This window comes from Williamsia sp. SKLECPSW1, assembly GCF_054332755.1.
This window is the reverse complement of the sequence record NZ_JBTGLI010000001.1, coordinates 2,638,137-2,659,840: the sequence shown is the minus strand read 5'-3', so window position 1 is coordinate 2,659,840 and position 21,704 is coordinate 2,638,137. Positions and strand designations below refer to the sequence as shown.

The 21,704-nt window shown below is 70.6% G+C and carries 22 protein-coding genes and 1 riboswitch; of the genes, 11 read left to right on the top strand and 11 right to left on the bottom strand.

The window, feature by feature from the left end; all coding sequences use genetic code 11:
• Positions 1 to 58 precede the first annotated feature (58 nt).
• Both ACXVUM_RS12495 and ACXVUM_RS12490 read right to left on the bottom strand, forming a co-directional pair.
• Positions 59 to 889: a TrmH family RNA methyltransferase gene (locus tag ACXVUM_RS12495; RefSeq protein WP_458522097.1), complete on the bottom strand. Its 831-nt coding sequence runs from the start codon at positions 887 to 889 to the stop codon at positions 59 to 61.
• A gap of 50 nt (positions 890 to 939) precedes the next feature.
• Positions 940 to 2,184 (bottom strand): MFS transporter, encoded by a 1,245-nt coding sequence (locus ACXVUM_RS12490; protein WP_458522096.1) that lies wholly within the window; start codon positions 2,182 to 2,184, stop codon positions 940 to 942.
• Positions 2,185 to 2,265: 81 nt separating this feature from the next.
• On the opposite strand from ACXVUM_RS12490, the gene ACXVUM_RS12485 reads away from it, so the two are divergent.
• Entirely contained in the window at positions 2,266 to 3,489 is a 1,224-nt protein-coding gene (locus ACXVUM_RS12485) for a GNAT family N-acetyltransferase (RefSeq protein ID WP_458522095.1), read from the top strand.
• 11 nt (positions 3,490 to 3,500) lie between these two features.
• Positions 3,501 to 4,145, top strand: a complete 645-nt coding sequence (locus ACXVUM_RS12480; RefSeq protein WP_458522094.1) for a maleylpyruvate isomerase family mycothiol-dependent enzyme — start codon at positions 3,501 to 3,503, stop codon at positions 4,143 to 4,145.
• A 61-nt stretch (positions 4,146 to 4,206) separates the two neighbouring features.
• On the opposite strand, the gene ACXVUM_RS12475 is transcribed toward ACXVUM_RS12480, so the two are convergent.
• From ACXVUM_RS12475 to ACXVUM_RS12465, 3 genes are all read right to left on the bottom strand, one after another.
• Positions 4,207 to 5,481, bottom strand: coding sequence for an MFS transporter (locus ACXVUM_RS12475; protein ID WP_458522867.1), 1,275 nt, complete (start codon positions 5,479 to 5,481; stop codon positions 4,207 to 4,209).
• Between the two features lie 78 nt (positions 5,482 to 5,559).
• Positions 5,560 to 5,991 (bottom strand): Rv0880 family HTH-type transcriptional regulator, encoded by a 432-nt coding sequence (locus tag ACXVUM_RS12470; protein ID WP_458522093.1) that lies wholly within the window; start codon positions 5,989 to 5,991, stop codon positions 5,560 to 5,562.
• Positions 5,992 to 6,096: 105 nt separating this feature from the next.
• The gene (locus ACXVUM_RS12465; RefSeq protein WP_458522866.1) at positions 6,097 to 7,581 is read right to left on the bottom strand and encodes an NCS2 family permease; all 1,485 of its coding nucleotides are present in this window, start codon (positions 7,579 to 7,581) and stop codon (positions 6,097 to 6,099) included.
• A 102-nt stretch (positions 7,582 to 7,683) separates the two neighbouring features.
• Here ACXVUM_RS12465 and ACXVUM_RS12460 point away from each other — a divergent pair, with 102 nt between their 5' ends.
• Positions 7,684 to 7,965 carry a DUF2530 domain-containing protein gene (locus tag ACXVUM_RS12460; RefSeq protein WP_458522092.1) on the top strand — a complete coding sequence of 94 codons (282 nt, stop codon included), beginning with the start codon at positions 7,684 to 7,686 and terminating at the stop codon, positions 7,963 to 7,965.
• Positions 7,966 to 8,025: 60 nt separating this feature from the next.
• Here the strand turns inward: ACXVUM_RS12460 and ACXVUM_RS12455 are convergent, their stop codons facing one another.
• Together ACXVUM_RS12455 and ACXVUM_RS12450 are read right to left on the bottom strand one after the other, a co-directional pair.
• Entirely contained in the window at positions 8,026 to 8,787 is a 762-nt protein-coding gene (locus ACXVUM_RS12455; protein WP_458522091.1) for an alpha/beta hydrolase, read from the bottom strand.
• A gap of 237 nt (positions 8,788 to 9,024) precedes the next feature.
• A complete protein-coding gene (locus tag ACXVUM_RS12450; RefSeq protein ID WP_458522090.1) occupies positions 9,025 to 9,906 on the bottom strand; it encodes an alpha/beta fold hydrolase in 882 nt (293 codons plus the stop codon).
• 131 nt (positions 9,907 to 10,037) lie between these two features.
• On the opposite strand from ACXVUM_RS12450, the gene ACXVUM_RS12445 reads away from it, so the two are divergent.
• On the top strand, positions 10,038 to 10,886 hold the full coding sequence (locus ACXVUM_RS12445; protein WP_458522089.1) for a helix-turn-helix domain-containing protein: 849 nt from the start codon (positions 10,038 to 10,040) through the stop codon (positions 10,884 to 10,886).
• Here the strand turns inward: ACXVUM_RS12445 and ACXVUM_RS12440 are convergent.
• Genes ACXVUM_RS12440 through ACXVUM_RS12430 form a run of 3 tightly spaced genes read right to left on the bottom strand, consistent with a single transcriptional unit; the run spans position 10,871 to position 15,005 of the window.
• Positions 10,871 to 11,425, bottom strand: coding sequence for a phosphatase PAP2 family protein (locus ACXVUM_RS12440; protein ID WP_458522088.1), 555 nt, complete (start codon positions 11,423 to 11,425; stop codon positions 10,871 to 10,873). The two genes, ACXVUM_RS12445 and ACXVUM_RS12440, sit on opposite strands and share 16 nt — an antisense overlap.
• Positions 11,422 to 14,202: a sacsin N-terminal ATP-binding-like domain-containing protein gene (locus ACXVUM_RS12435; RefSeq protein ID WP_458522087.1), complete on the bottom strand. Its 2,781-nt coding sequence runs from the start codon at positions 14,200 to 14,202 to the stop codon at positions 11,422 to 11,424. Before ACXVUM_RS12435 ends, ACXVUM_RS12440 begins: the two co-directional genes overlap by 4 nt.
• Before the next feature lie 11 nt (positions 14,203 to 14,213).
• Positions 14,214 to 15,005 carry a DUF3027 domain-containing protein gene (locus ACXVUM_RS12430; protein ID WP_458522865.1) on the bottom strand — a complete coding sequence of 264 codons (792 nt, stop codon included), beginning with the start codon at positions 15,003 to 15,005 and terminating at the stop codon, positions 14,214 to 14,216.
• A 280-nt stretch (positions 15,006 to 15,285) separates the two neighbouring features.
• On the opposite strand from ACXVUM_RS12430, the gene ACXVUM_RS12425 reads away from it, so the two are divergent.
• Together ACXVUM_RS12425 and ACXVUM_RS12420 are read left to right on the top strand one after the other, a co-directional pair.
• Positions 15,286 to 17,139: an MFS transporter gene (locus ACXVUM_RS12425; protein ID WP_458522086.1), complete on the top strand. Its 1,854-nt coding sequence runs from the start codon at positions 15,286 to 15,288 to the stop codon at positions 17,137 to 17,139.
• Positions 17,127 to 17,666 carry a DUF2771 family protein gene (locus tag ACXVUM_RS12420; RefSeq protein ID WP_458522085.1) on the top strand — a complete coding sequence of 180 codons (540 nt, stop codon included), beginning with the start codon at positions 17,127 to 17,129 and terminating at the stop codon, positions 17,664 to 17,666. Before ACXVUM_RS12425 ends, ACXVUM_RS12420 begins: the two co-directional genes overlap by 13 nt.
• Positions 17,667 to 17,684: 18 nt before the next feature.
• Here ACXVUM_RS12420 and ACXVUM_RS12415 read toward each other — a convergent pair whose 3' ends face one another.
• Entirely contained in the window at positions 17,685 to 18,098 is a 414-nt protein-coding gene (locus ACXVUM_RS12415; protein ID WP_458522084.1) for a cold-shock protein, read from the bottom strand.
• A 188-nt stretch (positions 18,099 to 18,286) separates the two neighbouring features.
• Here ACXVUM_RS12415 and ACXVUM_RS12410 point away from each other — a divergent pair, with 188 nt between their 5' ends.
• The 5 genes from ACXVUM_RS12410 to ACXVUM_RS12390 all read left to right on the top strand — a co-directional run bounded on the left by ACXVUM_RS12410 (position 18,287) and on the right by ACXVUM_RS12390 (position 21,637).
• Complete coding sequence (locus tag ACXVUM_RS12410; RefSeq protein ID WP_458522083.1) at positions 18,287 to 18,535, top strand: hypothetical protein; 249 nt, start codon at positions 18,287 to 18,289, stop codon at positions 18,533 to 18,535.
• A complete protein-coding gene (locus tag ACXVUM_RS12405; protein ID WP_458522082.1) occupies positions 18,532 to 19,062 on the top strand; it encodes a flavin reductase family protein in 531 nt (176 codons plus the stop codon). The genes ACXVUM_RS12410 and ACXVUM_RS12405 overlap by 4 nt, the downstream gene beginning before the upstream one ends.
• The gene (gene moaA / locus ACXVUM_RS12400; protein WP_458522081.1) at positions 19,062 to 20,156 is read left to right on the top strand and encodes a GTP 3',8-cyclase MoaA; all 1,095 of its coding nucleotides are present in this window, start codon (positions 19,062 to 19,064) and stop codon (positions 20,154 to 20,156) included. Before ACXVUM_RS12405 ends, moaA begins: the two co-directional genes overlap by 1 nt.
• Entirely contained in the window at positions 20,153 to 20,428 is a 276-nt protein-coding gene (locus tag ACXVUM_RS12395) for a MoaD/ThiS family protein (protein ID WP_458522080.1), read from the top strand. The genes moaA and ACXVUM_RS12395 overlap by 4 nt, the downstream gene beginning before the upstream one ends.
• A gap of 445 nt (positions 20,429 to 20,873) precedes the next feature.
• Positions 20,874 to 21,000: riboswitch (cyclic di-AMP (ydaO/yuaA leader) on the top strand.
• Between the two features lie 10 nt (positions 21,001 to 21,010).
• Positions 21,011 to 21,637: a transglycosylase family protein gene (locus ACXVUM_RS12390; RefSeq protein WP_458522079.1), complete on the top strand. Its 627-nt coding sequence runs from the start codon at positions 21,011 to 21,013 to the stop codon at positions 21,635 to 21,637.
• Positions 21,638 to 21,704 lie beyond the last annotated feature (67 nt).

The window sequence follows — 21,704 nt, the reverse complement described above, 5'->3', positions numbered from 1 at the left end:
CCGATCTCGTGTACTTCTCGCGACGCCCACCCGGGCGGATCGTCGCGAGAACGACACATCATCGGGCGGCGCGGGCGTAGAACGCGATCGCCGCGGCGGTCGCGACGTTGAGGGAGTCGGTGCCACGGGCCATCGGGATCCGCGTGCGGACGTCGCCGGCCCGCATGGCCGTCTCCGACAGACCCGGCCCCTCCGCGCCGACCATGAACGCGACACGCTCGGCACCGACTGCCTCGGCGAGCGGCACGGCGTCGGGATCCGGCGTGAGAGAGACGACGGTGAACCCGCGGTCGCGGAGGCTGTGCAGGTCACCGGGCCAGTTCTCCGCCGCCGCGAACGGCACGAGCAGGGCGTGGCCCATCGAGACGCGGACGGCGCGTCGGTAGAGCGGGTCGGCGCACCCGCGACCGAAGAGGACTGCGTCGACCCCCAGACCTGCGGCATTGCGGAAGATGCTGCCGATGTTCTCGTGGTCGTTGACACCCTCGAGCACGGCGACGGTCCGGGCGTCGGCGACGACGTCGTCGAGCGACAGCGTCGGGGGCCGGCGGGCCACGCCCAGGACACCGCGGTTGAGGTGGAAGCCGACGACGTCGGCCATCACCTCGGCCGACGCTCGATAGAAGGGCAGGCCGTCGACGGAGGGGGCGTCGAGGTCGTCGGCGAGTTCCGCGCGTCGCTTCTCGACTCCGAGGAACGCGTGCGGCGTGAAGCGGGACGCGATCATGCGCTGAACCACCAGGACACCCTCGGCGACGACGAGTCCCCGCCCGGGTCGACCGCCGGGCAGGACAGGCAGATCGGGCCGCCGGTCGACGGAGTTCAGGTCGCGGAAATCGTCGACGCGCGGATCGTCGGGGTCGGCGATGTCGATGACGTCGACAGGCATCGGATCAGTCTGCCCGACGTGTCCCGACTGCCCACCAGATGGAGTGTCGATCAGTGGGTCGTTGCGGGCTCGGACCGCTCGTCGGCGTCGATCCGGGCCTGCTCACGCCACGCGAGGACACCCGCGGTGAGGGCGAGAACCGACACCACACAGGCGAAGACGATCCCGGCTGTGCGCACCCCGAGCGCCCGCGACAGCAATCCCTCGGCGACGACCGGGATGCTGATGGCGATGTAGGTGATGACGAAGTACGCCGACGTGGTGGCCGCCTTGGCGTCGGCGGGGGCACCCGTCGCGATCCCCGACAGGCCGCGGGCGAACGCGACCCCCTGGCCGAACCCGCCGACGATCCCCGCCCCGGCAAGCAGTTCCCAGTGCCCGGCGAGCAGGGTCGCCACCAGCAGCGCCATCCCGGCGATCATCATCGCGATGGACACGACCTCCGAGATGCGGTCGTCGAGGGCGCGTCCGGCGATCTGCCCGGCGAGCGACCCACCCATCACCGCCGCGACGCACAGTGCCTGACCGATCACCGAGTCGACGCCGGCGAACCGCGACGCGATCGTCGGCGCTAGCGCAGTGAACAGACCCATGACGGCGAAGCCCGCGAAGCCGAGGATCGCGGCGCGCACGAAGAACGCCCTGATCTCGGCGGGCACCGTCACCGGCATCAGTCCGAGACGTTCGTCACGGCGACGGCCCCGCGTCTCGGGGACCGCGACGATGATCAGCGCCGCCACCACCATGAGCCCCAGGTGCACCCAGTACGTCGTGCGCAGCGGATTCGGAGCCCAGGTCACCAGCATGGACGCCAGGATCGGACCCAGGCCGAGCCCGCCGATGGTGGCGAGGCTGGCGAGGAGCGGCGCACGCGAGGACAACCGGCCCCGCGCCATCTCGATGATCGCGACGGACGCCGTCCCGACGAACACACCGGCCGACAGGCCGGAGACCACACGGGCGACGAGCAGGACGGCGGTGTCGTCGGCGAGGAGGAACACGACGTCGCTCGCCGCCGCGAACAGCACACCCAGCGCCAGCACGGGCCGACGGCCCAGCACGTCCGACCAGGTCCCGAACGCGATGAGCGCCGCGAGCACGCCGACGGCGTACATCGCGTAGACGACGGTCACCGTGAGCAGCGAGAACCCGAAGTCGCGTTCGTAGTCGGAGTAGAGCGGGGTCGGCATCGTCGTCCCGACCATGACCGTGGCCAGCACGACCATGAGTCCGACGGTCTGCGGCGCGCGGCTACCGCGCTCCGTGTCCGGGGAGACGCTGGTGGCTGAAGACATGTCCACATACAAGCGTATCGACCGCGAAGTCCATCCCGCACGGCCCTCCGGGGCGGTGAGCGCACCCGTTAGGTTGGGACGGTGACCGACTCCGAACTCGTCCTCCGGCGGGCCACCGACGACGACTGGCCCGCGATCATCGCCGCCGACGCCCGGGCGTTCGCCTTCATCCACCCCCTCGACGCCGAGGCCGAGGCGGACATCCGGAGCAAGCTGCGCGACGGCGACGTCGTCGTGGTCTACGACGAGTCGGGACCTGTCGGGCCGGTGTTGGCCGGCGTCGCGATGTTCTATCGGATGACGTTGACGTTGCCCGGTGGCGCGCGCGTCGACCTGCCGGGCCTGTCGTGGGTGTCGGTTGCGGCGACGCATCGTCGTCGAGGGATCCTGCGCCGCATGATCACCGAGCTTTTCGACCAGTGGGAACGCGAGAAGTCCGTCTTCTCCATCCTCACCGCGAGCGAGGCGACCATCTACGAGCGGTTCGGTTACGGTCCTGCGTGTTTCGAACAGCAGGTGGAGATCGACCTGTCGAAGGCGCAGCTGCGGGAGCCCCTGCCGGCGTGGACACCGGTGCGGTTCGCGACGGCGGAGCAGGTCCGCGACCTCGTCCCCGATCTGCACGACCGCTGGGCGTCGATGAACCCGGGCGCCATCGTGCGGTCGCGGGTGTGGTGGAACATGATCTTCGCCGACCGGGAGATGTTGCGGGACGGGCAGAGTGCACTGCACTACCTGGTGCACCCCGACGGGTACGCGAGCTACCGGATCAGCCATGAGGGCGGCACTGCGTCGGCACGGGTCTCGGAGTTCTTCGCCGTCACCGACGCCGCCCACACCGACCTGTGGCGAGTCCTGCTCGGGCTCGACCTCATCCCCACGATCCACGCGCCGATGCCCGTCGACGACCCGCTGCCGATGAAGCTGACGAACCTGCGGGCACCGAAGTTGACGGCGCTCTCGGACTCGATGTGGCTGCGCATCATCGACATCCCGCGCGCACTCGAGGCGCGCACCTACTCCGAGGACGTCGACGCCGTCCTCGAGGTCACCGATCAGTTCCGCGGCAACGGTGGACGATTCGCGTTCACGGTGCGGGACGGGGTGGCCACCGTGTCGGCCACCGACGACCCCGCGACCGTACGGATGGACGTCTCGGTTCTCTCCAGCATCTACCTCGGTGGCTATCGTGCGACGGAGTTCGCGTCGGCGAATCGTCTGTGGGCGTCGGACCACGCGACGCTGTGCGAGCTGGACCAGGCGTTCCTCACCGACCGGAAGCCGTTCTCGGGCACGTTCTTCTGAGAGGCACCACGATGGACGACGATGAGGTGTTCGCGGCGATCGCGGACGAGCGACGCATGATCGCCGACGTCCTCGACACTCTCGACGAGACACAGTGGGCGACGCAGTCGCTGTGCGGTGAGTGGGATGTCCGGGGCGTCGCCGCCCACCTGCTCGCCCCGACGGTCACCACCATCCCCGAGGTCATCTGGCTGGTCCTGCGTGCACGCGGCGACTTCGAGAAGTCGAACGTCGCCCTCACCGATCGGGTGGTGCGGAGCCACGGGCGGCAGCTTCCACAGATGCTGCGCGCCAAGGCCGATCACCGGTTCAGCCCTCCCGGCGGCGGCCCGCTCGCCCCGCTGACCGACCTGTTGATCCACGGCCAGGACATCCGCCGGCCGCTCGGGATCGACCGCACCGTCCGCCCCGACCGCCTGCGCGCGTCGCTCGACTTCCTCATGTCGCCGGCGGCACGCCGCGGGTTCGCGCCGTTGCAGCTCGACGTGCGGTGGGTCGCCGACGATGCGGACTGGCAGTCCGGTCCTCCCGACGGTGCGCGTCCGACGGTGTCCGGTCCCGGTGAGGCGGTCATGATGGCGCTCACCCGGCGCCCGGTGGCGCTCGACGACCTGTCGGGTGACGGCGTCGACGTCGTGCGCTCCGCCCTGTCCTGACGACCGCCCGCTCGGCGGCGGCTTTCGGCACGCTCGGCGGCGGCTTTCGGCACGCTCGGCGTCAGCGGGGGATGCCGGCACCGGGGATCGTCTCGACGTCGGCCGGGGACATCGGGTCGCCGACAGCGCGTTCCCGTCGGCGAGCGGCGGTCCCGAAGACGACCGCGGCGGCGAAGGCGGCCACCGCACTGATCGCACCGCCCACGACGAGCGGCGCCCGCGGATCGGTCACCTGCGCGATCCACCCGAGCAGCGGACTGCCCAGCGGGGTCCCACCGAGGAACGCCAGCATGTACACGCCCATCACGCGGCCGCGCATCGCCGAATCCACCGAGAGCTGAACGATGTTCATCGCCGTCGTGCTGAACGTCAGCTGCGCCGCACCGACGGGGATCAGCACCACCGCGACGAGCGCGAAGGTCGGCATCAGCCCGGCCACCACCTCGAGGACACCGAAGATCAACGCCGCGATCATCAACTGTCGGACCCGCGCCGGGCGACGACGCCGCGCTGCCACCGTCGCGCCGGCGAGTGTCCCCACGGCCAGCACCGTCGAGAGCAGCCCGTATCCCCCGGCGGACCCGGCGAAGGTGTTCTTGGTCAGCAACGCCAACGACAGCGGGAAGTTCAGACCGAACGTCGACACGAAGAAGATGGTGGTGAAGAGGGCGACCAGATGCGGGCGGGCGCGGATGTAGCGCAGTCCCTCCACCACGGAGCTGCGCCCGCGAGGTCTGTCGCTGCGTTGCAGGTCTGCGGGGTTCATCATCAGCAGGCCCGTGAGCACCGCGACGAATGTGACGGTGTTGACCAGGAACACCGGCCCCGTGCCGATGACGGTGATGAGCAGACCGGCGACTGCCGGACCGATGATGCGGGCGAGGTTGAACGTCATCGAGTTGAGCGCGACCGCGTTCTGCAGGTGCTCGGGTCCGACCATCTCGACGGTGAAGGACTGCCGGATGGGGGCGTCGACGGCGGAGATGCACCCGAGAGCGAACGACAGGACGTAGACCTGGGCGAGCGTCGCGACGCCGAGGGTGTCGGTGATGCCGAGGACGAGTGCGCAGACGGCCATGCCGATCTGGGTGGCCATGAGCAGGCGCCGCTTGTCGAAGCGGTCGGCGAGTGCACCCGCGGGCATCGACAGCACCGCGGTCGGGCCGAACTGCAACGCCATGACGATGCCGATGGCGACCCCGCTGTTGCCGGAGAGGTGCAGCACCAGCCAGTCCTGCGCGATGCGCTGCATCCAGGTGCCGACGAGCGACACGACCTGGCCGCCGGCCCACAGCCGATAGTTCCGTACCCCGAGGGACGAGAACATGAGCGGCATCGGCACTCGGTCGATGTTAACCGTCACGAATGAGGATCGCCGCCGGCTTCCCGGCGCATCCTGCGGGTGCGGGTGGTGTCAGTCGTCGCCGGCGACGATGCCGGACATGATCTCCACGGCCTTGCGCAGGGTCGTGATCTCGTCGTCGCCCAGCTTGTCGAGCTGTCCGCGGAGCCAGGCCTCGCGGGCGTGGGTCTCGTCGGCGATCACCTTCTGCCCCAGATCGGACAGGGTGACGATGATCTGCCGGCCGTCGGTCGGATGCGGGTCGCGCTTGACCATCCCGAGGTCGGCGAGCGAGGCGATGACGCGGGTCATCGACGGCGGCTGCACGCGCTCCTGCGCGGCCATCGCGCCCGGGGTCATCGGGCCCTGCTGGGAAAGGGTGTTGAGAGCAGAGAGCTGGGTCAGCGACACCGTCGACGTCGCGCGGCGCCCACGCAGGTGCCTGGCGAGGCGTACCACTGCCAGCGACAGGTCACTGGCCAGATTGTCGTCTTTACCACTCACGCGCTCAACAATAGGACACGGCAACTGGAATGCACGACAAACTACCGGTTCGGGCACGCCGTCGTCGTCGCCAGACCATCGAATGTCCCCTGGTCAGGTGACATCTCACTGGTTGATGAGCGACTCGATCGGCCCCTTGGCGAAGTACAGGACGAACAGGACCGCGACCACCCAGAGCAGCGGGTGCACCGACCGGATCTTCCCGCGGGCCGTGGCCAGCACCACCCAGCTGATGAACCCGACACCGATGCCGTTCGCGATCGAGTACGTGAAGGGCATCACCACGATGGTGAGGAAGCAGGGCAGCGCGATCTCGAAGCGTGTCAGGTCGATGTGTCGGATCTGGGCGATCATCAACGCGCCGACGACGACGAGTGCGGGCGCGGCCGCCTCGAGCGGGACGATCGAGTAGAGCGGCGTGAAGAACATCGCGACGAGGAACAGCACGCCGGTGACGATGTTGGCCAGTCCGGTGCGCGCCCCCTCGGCGATACCGGAGGCGGATTCGACGAAGACCGTGTTCGACGACGACGACGCGGCGCCACCGACGATGGCACCCGCACCCTCGACCGCCAGGGCGCGACCGATGTTGGGGAGATTGCCGTCCTTGTCGGCCAGACCCGCCTCGCGGCCGAGACCGGTCATGGTGCCCATCGCGTCGAAGAAGTTCGACAGCACGAGGGTGAACACGAACACCGACGCCGACAGCACACCGATCCGCACGAACGCGCCGAACAGGTCGACGTCGCCGACGAGGCTCAGGTCGGGCAGGTCGCCGACGGCCTTCGGCCACTCGGGGATGTTGAGGCTCCAGCCCGACTTGCCGTTGCCCGACGCCGGGAGGTCGGCGAAGGCCTGCACGACGACGGCGATGATCGTGGTGACGACGATGCCGATCAGCAGGCCGCCGCGGACCTTGCGGACCACGAGCACGCCCATGATGAGGACGCCGAGGACGAAGATCAGTGTGGGCAGGGTGGTGATCGAGTTGCCGTTGCCGAGGCCCACCGGGACGGTGGTGCCGGCGGCGTCGGGGACGCGGGTGACGAATCCTGCGTCGACGAGGCCGATGAACGCGATGAAGCAGCCGATGCCGGCGGCGATGGAGGCCTTGAGCTCGGCGGGGATCGCGGTGAAGACGCGGGTCCGCAGACCGGTCACGGCCAGCAGCACGATGATGATGCCGTCGATCACCACGAGACCCATCGCCTCGGGCCAGGTGACCTGCGGGGCGATGCTCACGGCGAGGAGGCTGTTGATGCCGAGGCCCGTCGCGATGGCGAACGGATAGTTGGCGATCGCCCCGAACAGGATGGACATGACACCTGCCACCAGGGCTGTCACAGCGGCGACGGCGGCGATCGGCAGCACGTTGCCGAGCACGTCGGCGTTGCGCGGGCTACCGACGACGCCGCCGATGATGATCGGGTTGAGGACCACGATGTAGGCCATCGTGAAGAACGTGACCAGTCCCCCGCGGATCTCCTGCGGGAACGACGAACTGCGTTCGGTGATCTTGAAATATCGGTCCACGCGACCGCGGACGCCCCCGGGCGCGGCGGTGCGGGTGTCGTCGGTGCTCGTCGCCAGCTTGTCGAGTTCCTCCGACACGCCTACCTCCTCGCCTCCCGGCGGAGGCTGCCCGGGGGCGGACGTTGTCCACCCATCGCGGGGGACCTTACGCTGGGCCCTGTGAGCACGAGCGACGGTCCGCAGCCCTCCGGTGCGCCCGGTCCGGACGACCTACCCCGGCTGCCGCACTGGCTCGTCGAACCGGCCAACGTCGTCTACGTCGGGATGGCCTGCTGGCTCGTCGCGACGATCGTCGTCGCGGCCACCGGCCTCGGCACGACGTCGACCCTCGTGAGCTGTCTGGTCGGTCTCGCGGTCGGACTGTTCGGCACCGCGGTGTTCACGGTGCAGCGTCGGGCGAGTCGGCGCGGCGCCCGCGCCGCCCAGCGCGGCCTCGACTGACGACCGCAGTCCGCGCGGGATGTGCGCCTTGGCACCGAACTCGGGCGCCCTCGGACTGTCTCACCGGTCGGGTCGACCGGCACCGGACGAACCGAGGTGTCGGGTGAAGAATCTGACGACCTCCTCGCCCGCCCAGGGCGGGACGCCGGTGTGTCCTCCCGTGTTGGCGGCCAGTGTCTTCTGCATCGACCCGAGAGCGTCGAACAGGTCGAGCGACATCTGCCGGTGGTTGCCCTCGTCGTCCCACTGGAGCAGGACATGCAGCGGGATCGTGATCGCACGGGCCTCCTCGACGGTCGCCGTGGGGACGTAGCTGCCGGCGAACAGCGTGGCCGCCTCGATCCGTCGGTCGACCCGGGCCATCCGCACGCCGATCGAGATGAACCCGCCCGAGATCCCGACGGGCCGGCGCACCTCGGGACGACCGAGCAGATCGTCGAGTGTCGCCTGCCATTCCGGGACGGCACGCTCGACGAGCGGCAGGATCAGCCGATCGACGAGGTCGTCGTCCGGGGTGCCGCCGGCTGTCGCCACCGCGCGGAGGTCGGCACGCGCGCGGTCGAACTGTGCGATCCTCGGCCGCACCCCACTGCCCGGGAGTTCGACGGTCGCGGTTGCGAATCCGACACGGGCGAGTGCCCTGGCCCGCGGTAGGAGTCGCGGGTACATCCGCTCCAGCCCGCCCTGCTGCCCCAGCAGGATGAGCGGAACGGGTGTGCCGGCAGCGGATTCCGGAACCCAGAGGATCCCCGGGATCTCGCCGACGGTGACGCGGCGCTCGACGAGACCGTCGTCGAGACGCGATTCAGAGATGACGTGCATGGTCGTGCCTTTCGGGAATGCCGTGTGATCGGCGCTCCCGGACGACCTATCGCCCGACCGTGACCTCGCAGCGGAGCACCCATGTCGAATCGTTCACGGGTATCACCTCCTCCGGTTGTCGCACGGACCCGGTGAGGCTAGCAGCGGATGTGTCGTTCCGTCACCGGGATTTCGTCCCCGGTCGTGGGTCGACGGCACGGATCAGGTTCTGACGCACACTGCCCGGCGCGGCCTCGACTACATTCCTGCCACCGCGGACCGCAGAACGGCGGCGACACGCTCCGGCGACTCCTCGTGGACGAACAGTCGCCCGCCCTCGATGATCTCGAGCCGGGACGGACCGGCGAACGTCGACATCATCGCCCGTACCCGTGCGGTCGGGAAGAACACGTCGTCGCCACCCTGAACGACGGTGACCTGTGCGGTCATCCGGGCATGCATCTCGCTCAAGTCACGCATTGCCCCGAGGTCGAAGCCTCGCAGCAGCGTGCCTGCGGCCCAGAGTCTCTCGCGGTCGGTGAGGAGGGGCTCGAGGAAGAACTCGGCGAACTCACCGTCGAGGTGGTCTCGGTCGGACACCGCGTCACCGAGCACGAACCGGTTCCTCCGCAGGACCCGCGAGGCCAGCACCCTGCCCAGCACACCCTCGACGTACGGGAGGTGTCGCAGCGCGAGGAACATCCGCAGCCGGAGACCGGGCCGCCCCGGGTGCTCGCTGTCGATGAGACCCCACGCCCGCACACGCGGATCGCCGGCGAGGGCGAGGCGAGCGATCATCCCGCCGCTGTCGTGTCCGACGACGGCGACGTCGTCGAGACCGAGATCGTCGACGACGGCGCGCACCGACTCCACATGTGCCGCGATGCTGATCGGGGTCGACCGGTCGAACCGGGACGCGCCGGCGCCCGGCAGGTCGATCACGTGGCACCGCGATCGATCGGCGAGATGCGGCAACAAACCTCGGAACGTCGCACCCGACACCGGCCAGCCGTGCACGAACAGGATCGCGGGTCCCTCCCCCACCGATCGCACGGCCACCGCGCCACCCGGCACGTCGACGTAGCGGTCGGGAGGGCGGCGGAAGATCTCGCTGGCCTCGGTGACGGTCGGCGCGGTCATGATCACTCCTGCGGTGTGGGTGTCGCCGTCGCGGTCGCGTCGGCTGCCCCAGTCCACCGCCGCCGCCGGGAGACGGCAATGACCCCGCAAGGTAGGTGACCGCCGGGCGTCGAGGCCCCTAAGCTGCACGGATGGCACCGATCGACACAGCGAGCGCGCGACCGGGCGGAGTGTTCGCGGCGCTCCTGCGCCACTGGCGCCACCGGCGCGGACTGAGCCAGCTCGACCTCGCGCACGCGGCGGACGTGTCGGCGCGGCACATCAGCTTCCTCGAGACCGGCCGCTCGGCACCGGGACCCGCCATGGTGGTCCGGCTCGCCGAGACCCTCGACGTGCCGCTGCATGCGACCAACGAGATGCTCCGTGCCGCCGGACATCCCGCCCGGTTCGACGAGATCGATGGTGCGTCGCCGCTCGAGGCGATCCGCACCGTCGTCGAGGTGATGAAGAGCCACCACGACCCGCTGCCGCTCGTGGTCCTCGATCGGACCTACCGCATCCTCGACGCCAACGCGGGCGCGGCGGCGGTGCTCGGCACGGCGCTCGCACCCCTCGGAGAGGATGCCTTTGCCGAGGACGCGAGCGGGCTGAACCTCGCTCGCCTGACCTTGGACCCCCGTCTCGGTCCCGCATTGATCGTCAACCACGACGAGGTGGCCCGGGAACTGTTGCAGCGCATCCATCACGAGGTGCTCGCGGGGGCGGGTGATGCGCTGCGATCTCTACTCGACGACCTGCTCGCGTCCCCGCTGGTCCGGCCAGACTGGCGCGATCCCGACCCGACCGTCCCGGCCACACCGTCGATGGAATTGCACGTCCGCCACGGCGATGAGGTTCTGCGGTTCGTCGTCACCCTCACGGTCCTGCAGGCGCCGCTCATGGTGGGACTGGACGACATCCGCGTCGAACAGTGGTTCGCCGCCGACGAGGCCACAAGCACCGCGTGTGCCCGCCTGGTGTCGTCTCAGGACGGTGTGTGAGCGCGTCGCCTCCCGACGACCCCCGCAACGGCGAGTGCGATCACGACCCACACCGCGCCGATCACCCATCCCCCGATCACATCGGTGGTCCAGTGGACGCCGAGGTAGACACGGCTGACACCGATCAGCGCCGATGCGAGGGGCGCGCAGGCGAGCACCGCGGGGTGGGCGCGCACCCACGCCGAGGTCCGCCAGGCGGCGACGGCGACCAGTCCGAGCACGATCGCCGACATCATCGCGTGGCCCGACGGGAACGAGTACGTGTCGAGGGCCAGGACACGGAACCTCGGCGGGGGCCGGTCGCGGGCGACGGCATACTTCAACGCCTGCATCAGGAGCCACCCGCTCGCCGAGCCGATCAGGACGGTCAGCGCGAGCATCTGGTGCCGCCGCAGGAGCACGACGGTCGCGACGACGGCGACGAGCGTCATCGCTGCCGTGTTGCCGACCGTCGTGATCACCCGGAAGACGGTGGTGAGCCAGGCGACCCGATGGTCGACGACCCATTCGGTGACGGAGAGGTCGAACCCCGATGTCATGAACGACGTTCCCCGCTCGGCCGGACCAGGTGGTGGACACCTGCGTCGTCAACCCACCAGTCGACCTCGACGGTCCGGTGCCGGCCGTCACGCTCGACGTCGAGGCGCAGCACGTCGTGCAGTCGCACCTCGCCTGCGGGCGGCACGATGCCCCGGACGACCGCCAGGGCCAGCGCCACGGGACTGGCTGTCCACGTCGACGGGTCCCCGGGGTCGACGGGCGACACCCGGAACTCCTCGGCGGCCGTGGGGATGTCGAGCACGGTGGCCAGGGCACGAGCCTCGTCGACGGTGAACGGCGGTGTGGCGACCACCGCCTCGTCCGCTCCGACGACGGGCAGCAGCGACGGCCGGTCCACGACCACCCCGGACGCACTGGTGGCGCCGGAGACGGTGCGGACCCGTGCGGGCGCGTCGAGCCGATCGAGGTCGAGGTCACCGCGACGCCGTGCCCGGACGAGAGCGGAGTGCGCCGCAGCAGCCACACCGGGGGCCACCTCACGGTCCTCATCGCCCAGTCGGTCGAGGAGGACGGCCGCGAGATCGGTCGAGGTCACCTCGGCGCCGGCGAACACGGGTGCGATCGTCGCGGCGTCGGGGTGGTCCGCGGCGTCGAGGAGGCCGAGGAAGGTGGTGTCGTCGGGGGCGCGGAGGTGGCCGAGCGGCGTGCCGTCGAGGGTGGCGAACGACCGCAGCCACCACGCGGTGTAGCCGTCGGGGTCGGCGACGGCCGCACGGCAGTCGTCCTGTGCGGCCAGCAGACCCAGCGCCTCACGCCACCGGTCGGGGTCGACGAGGTCGAGGTCGCGGACCGCGACCACCCGCTGCGGTTCGTCGACGCGGGTGTCCCACCAGAGTTCCTCGTCGGGCAGATCGTGGTCGGGCCCGACGGGCATCTCGTCGATCACGACGGACAGACCCCAGCCGACGCCGGCGCGGCGGAGGACGTCGGCCCCCCACCGGTCCACGAGATCGTCGGCGACAACGCCGAACGGGGAGTCGTCGACGAGGACGCGATGCAGCGGACTGTCGGGCAGGAGCAGTTCGTCGGCGGAACGCTCGTCGCCGTCGGTGTCGACCAGGGGCAGGGTGCCGAGCCATGCCGGCACGTCTGCTTCGGGGTCGGCGGCGAGCAGTCGCAGGACTGCCTGTGTGACAGCCGGATCCGGGTCGCCGTCGACCAGCATCGCCTGCAGGGCGGGGTCGGCGAGGACGGCGGACACGGAGACCCGTTGCGCGCCGAGTCGGTCCAGCAACGGGTGATCGGCGTCAGGGTGGACCGTGGCCACCCAGGTGATGTCGCAGTCGGCGAGAGCCTCGGCCACAGCGACGGTCGGTGCGTCGATCACGACGAGTCCGCGCGCGCCGACGGCCATCCTGCCGTCGGTGCGGGGCACGGGGATGGTGGCGAGTCCCTCGCGCGTGCGGTCGTCGACGACCGCGGGCGCAAGCGCCTCGTAGAGGTCATGCCACCACGTGGGCGCACGGTCGATGCCGGTCAGATTGTCGCACAACGTGTCCCAGGACAGCTCCCGGACACCGACCGAAAGCAGCAACGACAGCACCGCGTGGTCACCGAGCAGGGGATGGCCGAGGCGCCCGTCGAGGACGCCGTCGACGATGTCGGCGAGGAGGTCGGTCAGCGCCTGCGGGGCGCCCGGGAGCACAGACGCGCGATCGGGTGCGACGGTGTCGCCCGACGCCGAGGGCAACCAGGGATGCGACGTCAGGTCGGCGATCACCGCCTCACGGAGGTCGGCGTCGACCGGCCCGGCCGGAAGGGTCGGCGCCGGCACCACGGCCAGGCGGACCGACGCGGCGAGCGGCAACGCGAGACGGTGGTAGCCGTCTGCGGCGGAACGGATCTCGGCGTCAGGATCCAGGGTGCGACGATCCGGGGTGAGGTCGACATCGGTGATGCACATCGCGGGCAGTGTCAGCTCGACGTCGGTGACGGTCGGGGCGTGCAGCCGGTCCCGGTCTCGGGGCCGCGGCGCGTCCGCCGTCCCCGGCATCAGCCACCGCGTGCCCCCTGCCGCGATCTGCACCCAGGTGTCCCGCCCGATCGTCACGACGTCGTGGTCGGGTTCGGAGACCCTGACGACATCGCGACTGATCGTCGTGTCCGCCACCGTGATCGACGTCAGGGCCGAGAGTTCGAGTAGAAGAGTCGGGGCCTGGTCTGCGGCGGTGGCGACCAGGGCGTCGCCGTCACCGCGCAGGGTGAGGACCACCTCGGTGTCGACGCCGTCCGGCGGCGGCGTCGGGTCGGGCCAGGCCAGGCGGAGCAGCGGCGGCGGGACGTCGCCGACTGCGATGCCGGCATCGTCGAGCGCCTGCCGGGTGCGCTCCCGGGAGAAGAGGACCCCGCCGTCGCGGGATCGGACCGCGACCTCGTCGGCGACGGCGACCACCGCGCTGAACCCGACACCGAACCGTCCGACCGTGTCGACGTCGGCGCCCGCCGAGACCCCCGACTTCGCCGAGACCCGCAGCGCCAGAAGTGATCGCACACCGTCTGCGGTGAGCGGCGCACCTGTGTTGGCGACGTGAAGGCACCCGCCGACGAGTCGGATCCCGAGATGGCCGGGCACACCGGCGAGCGACGCGGCGTCGGCGGCGTTCGCGGCGAGCTCGGTGATCACCCGATCGCGGTAGCCGATGCGGGCGAGATCGGCCTCGGCGGCTGCGTCCTCGGCGAGACGGGTCGACGACGCCGTCCACGCCGACAGGACGGCCGCGCGCAGTGCCGCGGTGTCGAACGGATCGCGGGGCACCGCCGGTGGATTCAGTCGCGTGGGGTGTCGGCGGCGGCGACGACCTCGACCGCGCCGTCGTCGTAGGCGTCGTAGGCGGGTGAGCCCTCGCCGGAGGGAGCGACCGAATCGGAGTGTGCGCCGCAACCGAACTCGGCGGAGACGACCTGGCCGTCGGCGGCGTACTGGTTCGCGCACACGCCGAACGCGACACGCAGGCTGCCTGCGAGCGGCAGGTAGAAGCCGCAGGTGCCGCACGCCAGGCGCGTGGCCGAAGCCATCTCGCTGTCCGGTCCGTGCTCGCCGGTGTACCAGCGTTCGGCGGCGTCGTCGCGCCCCTCGCGGCTCAGCACCCGTCGACGGCCGAGACCGAGCGCGAGGTGGATGTCGGACGCCTCGTCCAGGAGACCGGTCGACTCGAGCTCTGCGGTGTCGAGGTGATTGGGCACCAGGCGCGCATCGTCGGCGGGTGCGGCGAGCACGTCACCGGGCCCGAGGTCGCCCGGCGCGATGCGCTCGGCCCAGGGCACCCAGTCGGGCGCGGTGAGCGCGTCGGCGCCCGGCAGCAGGGCCACCTCGCTGACGGTGACGACCGAGTCGGCGTCGTCCTCGGCCGGGCAGGTGGCGAGGACCACGCACCAGACCCATCCGCGGTAACCGGTCAGGTCGGCGGAGAAGTAGTGGGTGACGGTGCACTCGCCCTCGACGACCGCGTCGAGGTGCTCCCCCACCGAGTCCTCACCGACGGCCACGGCGGCCTCCCGGGCGATGTCGACGGCGGCGGCGACCTGCGCCTCGAGCCGCGCCCGGACCTCCGGATCCATCTCGGGACGTGCGTCGGCCACCGGTGTCGCGGTCTCGTCGGCGACTGCCTCGCCGCCCGCGGGAGCGGCGTCCGTGGTCGTCGCCGCGTCCGCGATCTCGTCACCCGCGGGCGACGTCGCCTGCGGGTCGGTCGTGCGGGGATCGGTCACATCGGTGTCCACACCCTCCAGTCTGCCGTATCCGCACCCCTGACTGCTGCCGCGGGTGGTGTGTGCGACCAGGTCATCGCGCCGCGTGGCGTGGTGCGACGGCCCCGCGCGATAGGGAACAATGGACCCGATGAACCGGCCAGGCGACCGACGCGCGGACGCGCACCGGCGCGCGCGTCCCGACGCGCGCGACCGCGGTGGTGACGCCACCCGCCGGATGCCCGGCGCCCCACGACGTCCCGAGGAACACCCCGGCGCGGTGAACTACCCCGTCGACGGGCACTCGGAGCCGACCGTCCCTCGGGGTGGTCGGGTACCGCCGTCCCGCGGGGGCTTCCGGCGGGGCGTGTCCAAGGCCGACGCCTACCGCCCGCCGCCGACCCGCAATCCCCACCTCGACCCGATCGACGCACCTCCCGTGGCCGACGAGGGCCTCGACGTCGGCGCGGGTCCGCCGCCGACCGGTCTCGACGGGCGCGCGATGCCCCGCAAGCTCACCGTCACCCGCGTGGCGGCGTTCCGTGGGCGCGAGCTCACGTCGAAGGGTGTCGGACGTGTGTGGCGCGCCGCCACCGCCGACGGCGCCGATCGCTCCGGGCTGACGGCGCTCACCCTGCCGGTGATCCTCAACTACGCCGTCGACGCCGCGATGACCGTGGCGCTGGCCAACACGCTGTTCTTCGCGGCGGCGAGCGCCGAGAGCAAGGGCAAGGTCGCGCTCTACCTCGCGCTGACCATCGCGCCGTTCGCACTGATCGCGCCGCTCATCGGGCCGATGCTGGATCGGCTGCAGCGGGGCCGCCGGATCGCCATGGCGACGACGTTCGCGCTGCGGGCACTGCTCGCGCTGCTGATCATGTCGAACTCGGGCTGGGACTCGGCGTCGAACCAACTCACCTACGACCCGTGGGTGCTCTACCCGAGCGCGCTCGGCCTGCTGGTGTTGTCGAAGTCGTTCGGCGTGCTGAAATCCGCCGTCACCCCGCGTGTACTGCCCCCGTCGATCGACCTGGTCCGGGTCAACTCGCGACTGACGACGTGGGGCCTGGTGGGCGGGACCATCGTCGGCGGTGCGCTCGCGGCGCTGTTCGAGACGGCTCTGGGACGTGTTCTGCCGCTGCACCTCCCGGGTGCGATGGTCCTGCTGCTGATCCTCGCGCTGGTCGCGTCGTACGCCTGTATGCGGATCCCCGGATGGGTCGAGTCGACCGAGGGCGAGATCCCGACGACGTTGAGCTACCACGGCGAACCGCAGACACCGCCGGCCCAGCAGCAGAAGAAGGCCTTCACCGCCGCCGCCCTCGCGGCCACGATGCGTCAGCCACTGGGACGCCGTGTGCTGACGGGGCTGTGGGGCAACGGCACCATCCGCGTGCTCACCGGTTTCCTCACGCTGTACATCGCGTTCTACGCGAAATCGAACCAGGGCAACCATTCAGGCTGGGTGCAGCTGGCGCTCATCGGGTCGGTCGGAGCCGCCGCGGGGATCGGCAACTTCGTCGGCAACGCCACCGGCACACGCCTCGAGCTGCGCAACCCGCAACGGATCGTCGTCGCCGCGACGGTGGCCAGCCTCGCCGTGTGCGTGCTCGCCGCGGTCTTCGGCTCGATCGTCCTCGCGGCCCTGGCGGCTCTCGTCGCGTCGGGCACCAGCGCGATCGGGAAGGTCTGTCTCGACTCGTCCATCCAGGACGATCTGCCCGACGAGTCCCGTGCCTCGGCGTTCGGCCGATCGGAGTCCGTCCTGCAGCTCTGCTGGGTGGTCGGTGCCGCGTTCGGCGTCCTCATGCCACCGACCCTCTGGATCGGGTTCACAGCCATCTCCGTCATCATGGCCGTCGGTGCCGCGCAGACGATCGTCACCGACCGGGGCGGGACACTGGTCCCCGGTCTGGGTGGTCGTCGCCCGGACCAGGCCATGCCGACGGGGGGCATCCCCGTCGGCACCCAGGGTGATCGGGAGGAGCGCACGTGGGCTCGCTGACGCGAGGCGAGAAGAAGTTCGGACTGGTCGCGAGCGCGGTGATCGTCGTCGCAGCGGTCGTCGTCGCCGTGTCGGTGTGGTTCCTCACCCGAGACGGGTTCGAGGAGACCCCGTACGTGCAGGCCACCACGGGCAAGGACCTCGTCCGGGTGGAGCCGACGATCTACTGCGAGATCGACCTCACCGGCTGCCGTCAGGGCGAGCCCGGCACGTTCGCCAAGCGTCTGGCCGTCCCGGCCGGCCAGAGCGTGCTGGTGTCGGTGAGCAAGGCGATCGCGGCGGCGCCGTGGGTGCTGACCCTGGAGTACCTGACGCCCACTGGTTTCGAGCAGCGGGCGCCGCAGTTCTTCGGGCCGAACCAGAAGTTCTCGTTCACCGCCCGCTCCACCCCCGACGCGGTGCTCAGCACCATCGAGGTGCGTCTGCCGTCGAGTCGCGTCGACACGTCTGGTCTGCCGATCACGCGGGCGTTCTGGTCGATCAACACCCTGCCACCGGGTACAGCGGTGCCGGCACGCCGCTCCTGACGCGGACGACCGCAGCGGTCAGTGGTCGAGTTCGCGCGCGACGGCGCGGACGACCTCCGAGATCCGCTGTGCGGTCTTGCGATCCGGGTAACGACCCTTGCGCAGATCGGGCTGGACCTTCGCCTCGAGCAAGGTGATGAGGTCGGCGACCATCCCGTGCAGCTCGTCGGGGGTGTGCCGCTTGGCAGCCTCCCGAGCCGCCTCACGGTGGTTCTTGGCGACGCTCGGCGCGGGGTCGAGGATCGTCACCGACAGCGCCTGCGGCCCGCGACGACCCGCGGCCATGCCGAACTCGACGCGCTGGCCGGGCTTGAGCGACTCCACACCGCCGGGCAGGGCGCTCGAACGGACGTAGACGTCCTCGCCGTCGTCCTGCGAGAGGAAGCCGAAGCCCTTCTCCGCGTCGTACCACTTCACCTTGCCGGTCGGCACCGTGTCACCTTCAACTCTGATCGCGATCGCTTCATGACGAATGCGCCCATCCGAGAAGACCGGAAGTCCCCTCGGAGGACGCATCGATGTCCCATTCTACCGCGCGCGGGCGGAAAGTCCGTACTCGTCAGCGGCGCGGGCCGCCCCGCGGATGGCCGGGCGCCGCGATGCTGCTCTACCGTTTGATCATGGCCGAACAGCACGGCGACCGGCTCCTGCACGTCGCCCTCGCCTTCTTCGCGATCGGTCTGATCGCCACCGTCACCATGTTCGCGGTGCCGGCCCTCGACGACGGCGTCCGCGCCCCGGTGTGGGTGTACGCGGCGACGCTGGGCCTGCCCATCGGGTTCGTCCTGGCCGTCGTGTTCGCGCTGCGGTCGGGTCGTCGGCAGACAGGAACGCCGGGCGGCTCCGACGACGGTGAGGTGCAGCGGTGAGTCCTCGCGCCCTCGACACGTTGCAGCCCGCGACCGACGGCACGGCGTTGCGACGCGCCTACAGCTGCTTCCCGTCGGGCGTCGTCGGTGCCTGCGCCGAGATCGACGGTCGACCCGTCGGGATGGCGGCCAGCTCGTTCGCGACCGTCTCGCTCGAGCCCGCACTGGTCTCGCTGTGCGTGCAGCACACGTCGACGACGTGGCCCCGGCTCCGGTCGGCGCCGAGCCTGGGGCTCAGCGTCTTCGCCGCGGACCAGGAGGCCCTGTGCACCCGGCTCGCCGGCCCGGCCGACCACCGGTTCGACGGGTTCACCCCGCTCGTCGCCGACACCGGGTCGATCTTCGTCCCCGGCGCGGCGGCGCTGCTCGACTGCACCGTCTACGACGAGGTGCCCGCAGGCGACCACGTGCTGGTGCTCCTGCGCATCGAGGCGCTCGACGCCGACCCGTCGGTCGACCCCCTGGTGTTCCACGCCAGCACCTTCCGTGCCCTGGAGACCCGCACGGAGACGTCTACGCTGGGGTGATGACCACCACCGGCCTGGGGATGCCCGTCGCGGCGCCTCCACGACCGACGGACGTCACGGGGATGCCGACCGCCGGTCCGATGACCGACACGTTCGGACGTGTCACCCGGGACCTGCGTGTCTCGGTGACCGATCGGTGCAATCTGCGCTGCACGTACTGCATGCCCGCCGACGGCCTCGACTGGTTGCCCGACTCCGCGCTGCTGTCGGCGTCGGAGATGGTGCGACTCATCCGGATCGCCGTCACGCGGTTCGGGGTCGGCGCGGTGCGGTTCACCGGCGGCGAGCCCCTGCTGCGCCGCGATCTCGTCGACATCGTCGGCGCGGTGCGTGACCTGCCGAACGCCCCCGAGGTCTCGCTGACGACCAACGGGCTGTCGCTGCGGCGGCACGCGCAGGCCCTCGCCGACGCCGGCGTGGGACGTGTGAACGTCTCCCTGGACACCCTCGACCGTGAGCGCTTCGCCGCGATCACCCGGCGCGATCGGCTCCACCACGTCCTCGACGGCCTCGCCGCCGCACACGAGGCCGGACTGCGTCCGGTGAAGGTCAACGCCGTCCTCGCCCCCGACGGCGGTCTGGACGACGCGCCCGCGTTGCTCCGCATGTGCCTGGAACACGGGTACTCGCTGCGCATCATCGAGCAGATGCCCCTCGACGCCGACCACGCGTGGTCGCGGTCGCGGATGGTGACCGCCGCGCAGGTCCACGAGCGGCTGTCGCGTGACTTCGACCTCGTGGCCGACCCGGAGCCCCGCGGCGCCTCTCCGGCGCAGACCTGGCTGGTCGACGGCCACACCACCGTCGACCGTCACGGACACACCGTCCCGGCGCGCGTCGGGATCATCGCGTCGGTGACCCGGCCCTTCTGCGGCGACTGCGACCGGACTCGGCTCACCGCCGACGGTCAGGTACGCACCTGCCTGTTCTCCACGGTCGAGACCGATCTGCGCGGATTGCTGCGCTCCGGGGCCGACGACGAGGCCGTCGCGCAGGCCTGGCGGGTCGCCTCGTGGGGCAAACTGCCCGGTCACGCGATCAACGACCCGTCGTTCCTCCAGCCGGACCGTCCGATGTCGGCGATCGGCGGATGACCGCGGACCATGCACCGCGGGTCTTGTCGCTGCAGGTGCGCTACTTCGCCGCGGCCGAGGCCGCCGCGGGCCTGGCCTCGGAGGTGCTCGAGGTGGATCCGTCGACGACGCTCACGCAGCTCTGCGCCCGCCTGGGTGACGCCCACCCGGGGTTGGCGCGCGTCCTCGAACGCAGTTCGTTCCTGCGCGACTCGGTGGTCGTCCGTGAGTACGACGTGCCGCTGAGCGGGGCATCGGTGATCGAGGTTCTCCCGCCGTTCGCCGGCGGCTGACGATGTCCGACCGAGCGCTGACGGGGTCGGCGTGTCCGACTCATCCGGAGTGCGAATTCGGGTGCGCCACAATCTCTACGGCCTCATTCGGTCCGCCCACACGGGAATTCTTCCCGCAGCGTGTCGCGAGAACTGTGAGGTTCTTCACATCACGATGCGGTCACGGTACGGACACAGGACGGGTATCGACGCCGTCACCTGCACGGACGCCGACACACAGCCGATACACAGCCCTGACACGCGAGATCGTTTGTCCGTCGAAGGTATGACTCCAGGCGCGTGAGGACGTAGCGTCCGTGACGGCCACAGCAGTGGTCGCCACAAGCACAGGTCCCGTTCATCGCGCCGAACCTCGTTCCACGGACGGGACCACGTCAGACCAGACTTCAGGAACGAGGACGGGGGACCCACCTCGCCGACGGACACCACACGGTGGACGGAGTCGACGAGGATCGGGCCGGACGCGACACGACGCATCCGATCCCTTGGGGTGAAGCTCCGCGATGCGGAGCCGGGCAACCTCTCAGCCCGAACCCGACAGCTCACCTCGCAGGCGCGTGGGGAGAGGAAACACAGCAACTCATGTCCGGACGTCATCGCAAGCAGTCCTCCGCCACCCGCACCGCCGCCAAGGTCGTTCTCACCTCCGCCGTCATCGGCGGCGGCGCCAGCGCCTTCTTCGGTGTCGGTTCAGCCTCCGCGGCCACCGACGCCCAGTGGAACCAGGTCGCCCAGTGCGAGTCGGGCGGCAACTGGGCCATCAACACCGGCAACGGCTACCAGGGCGGTCTGCAGTTCAGCCCGAGCACCTGGGCCGGCCACGGCGGCACCGAGTTCGCACCCTCTGCGAACCAGGCCACCAAGGAGCAGCAGATCACGGTCGCCGAGCGCGTGCTCGCCGGCCAGGGCAAGGGCGCATGGCCCGTCTGCGGCACGGGCCTCGGCGCCCCGACCCCGCGCACGGCCCCGACCGACCTGCCCAAGGCCCCGCAGCTGCCGACCGTGCAGGACGTGAAGGATCAGGCCGCGAAGACGACCGACGACGTGAAGAAGCAGGTCGACGAGATCGTCACCAGCGCCCAGGAGAAGGGCAAGATCGATCCCGCGATCGTCGGGCTCTGGGAGCAGGCCAAGAAGAGCGGCCTGCAGCTCACCGCCGACCAGATCGCCCTGTTCAACCAGAACAAGGATCTGATCCCTTTCCAGTGATCACCCCGGTGATCCGGTAGGGCCTCACAGACGAAGGGCCCCGCACGAGACCTCAGGTCCGTGCGGG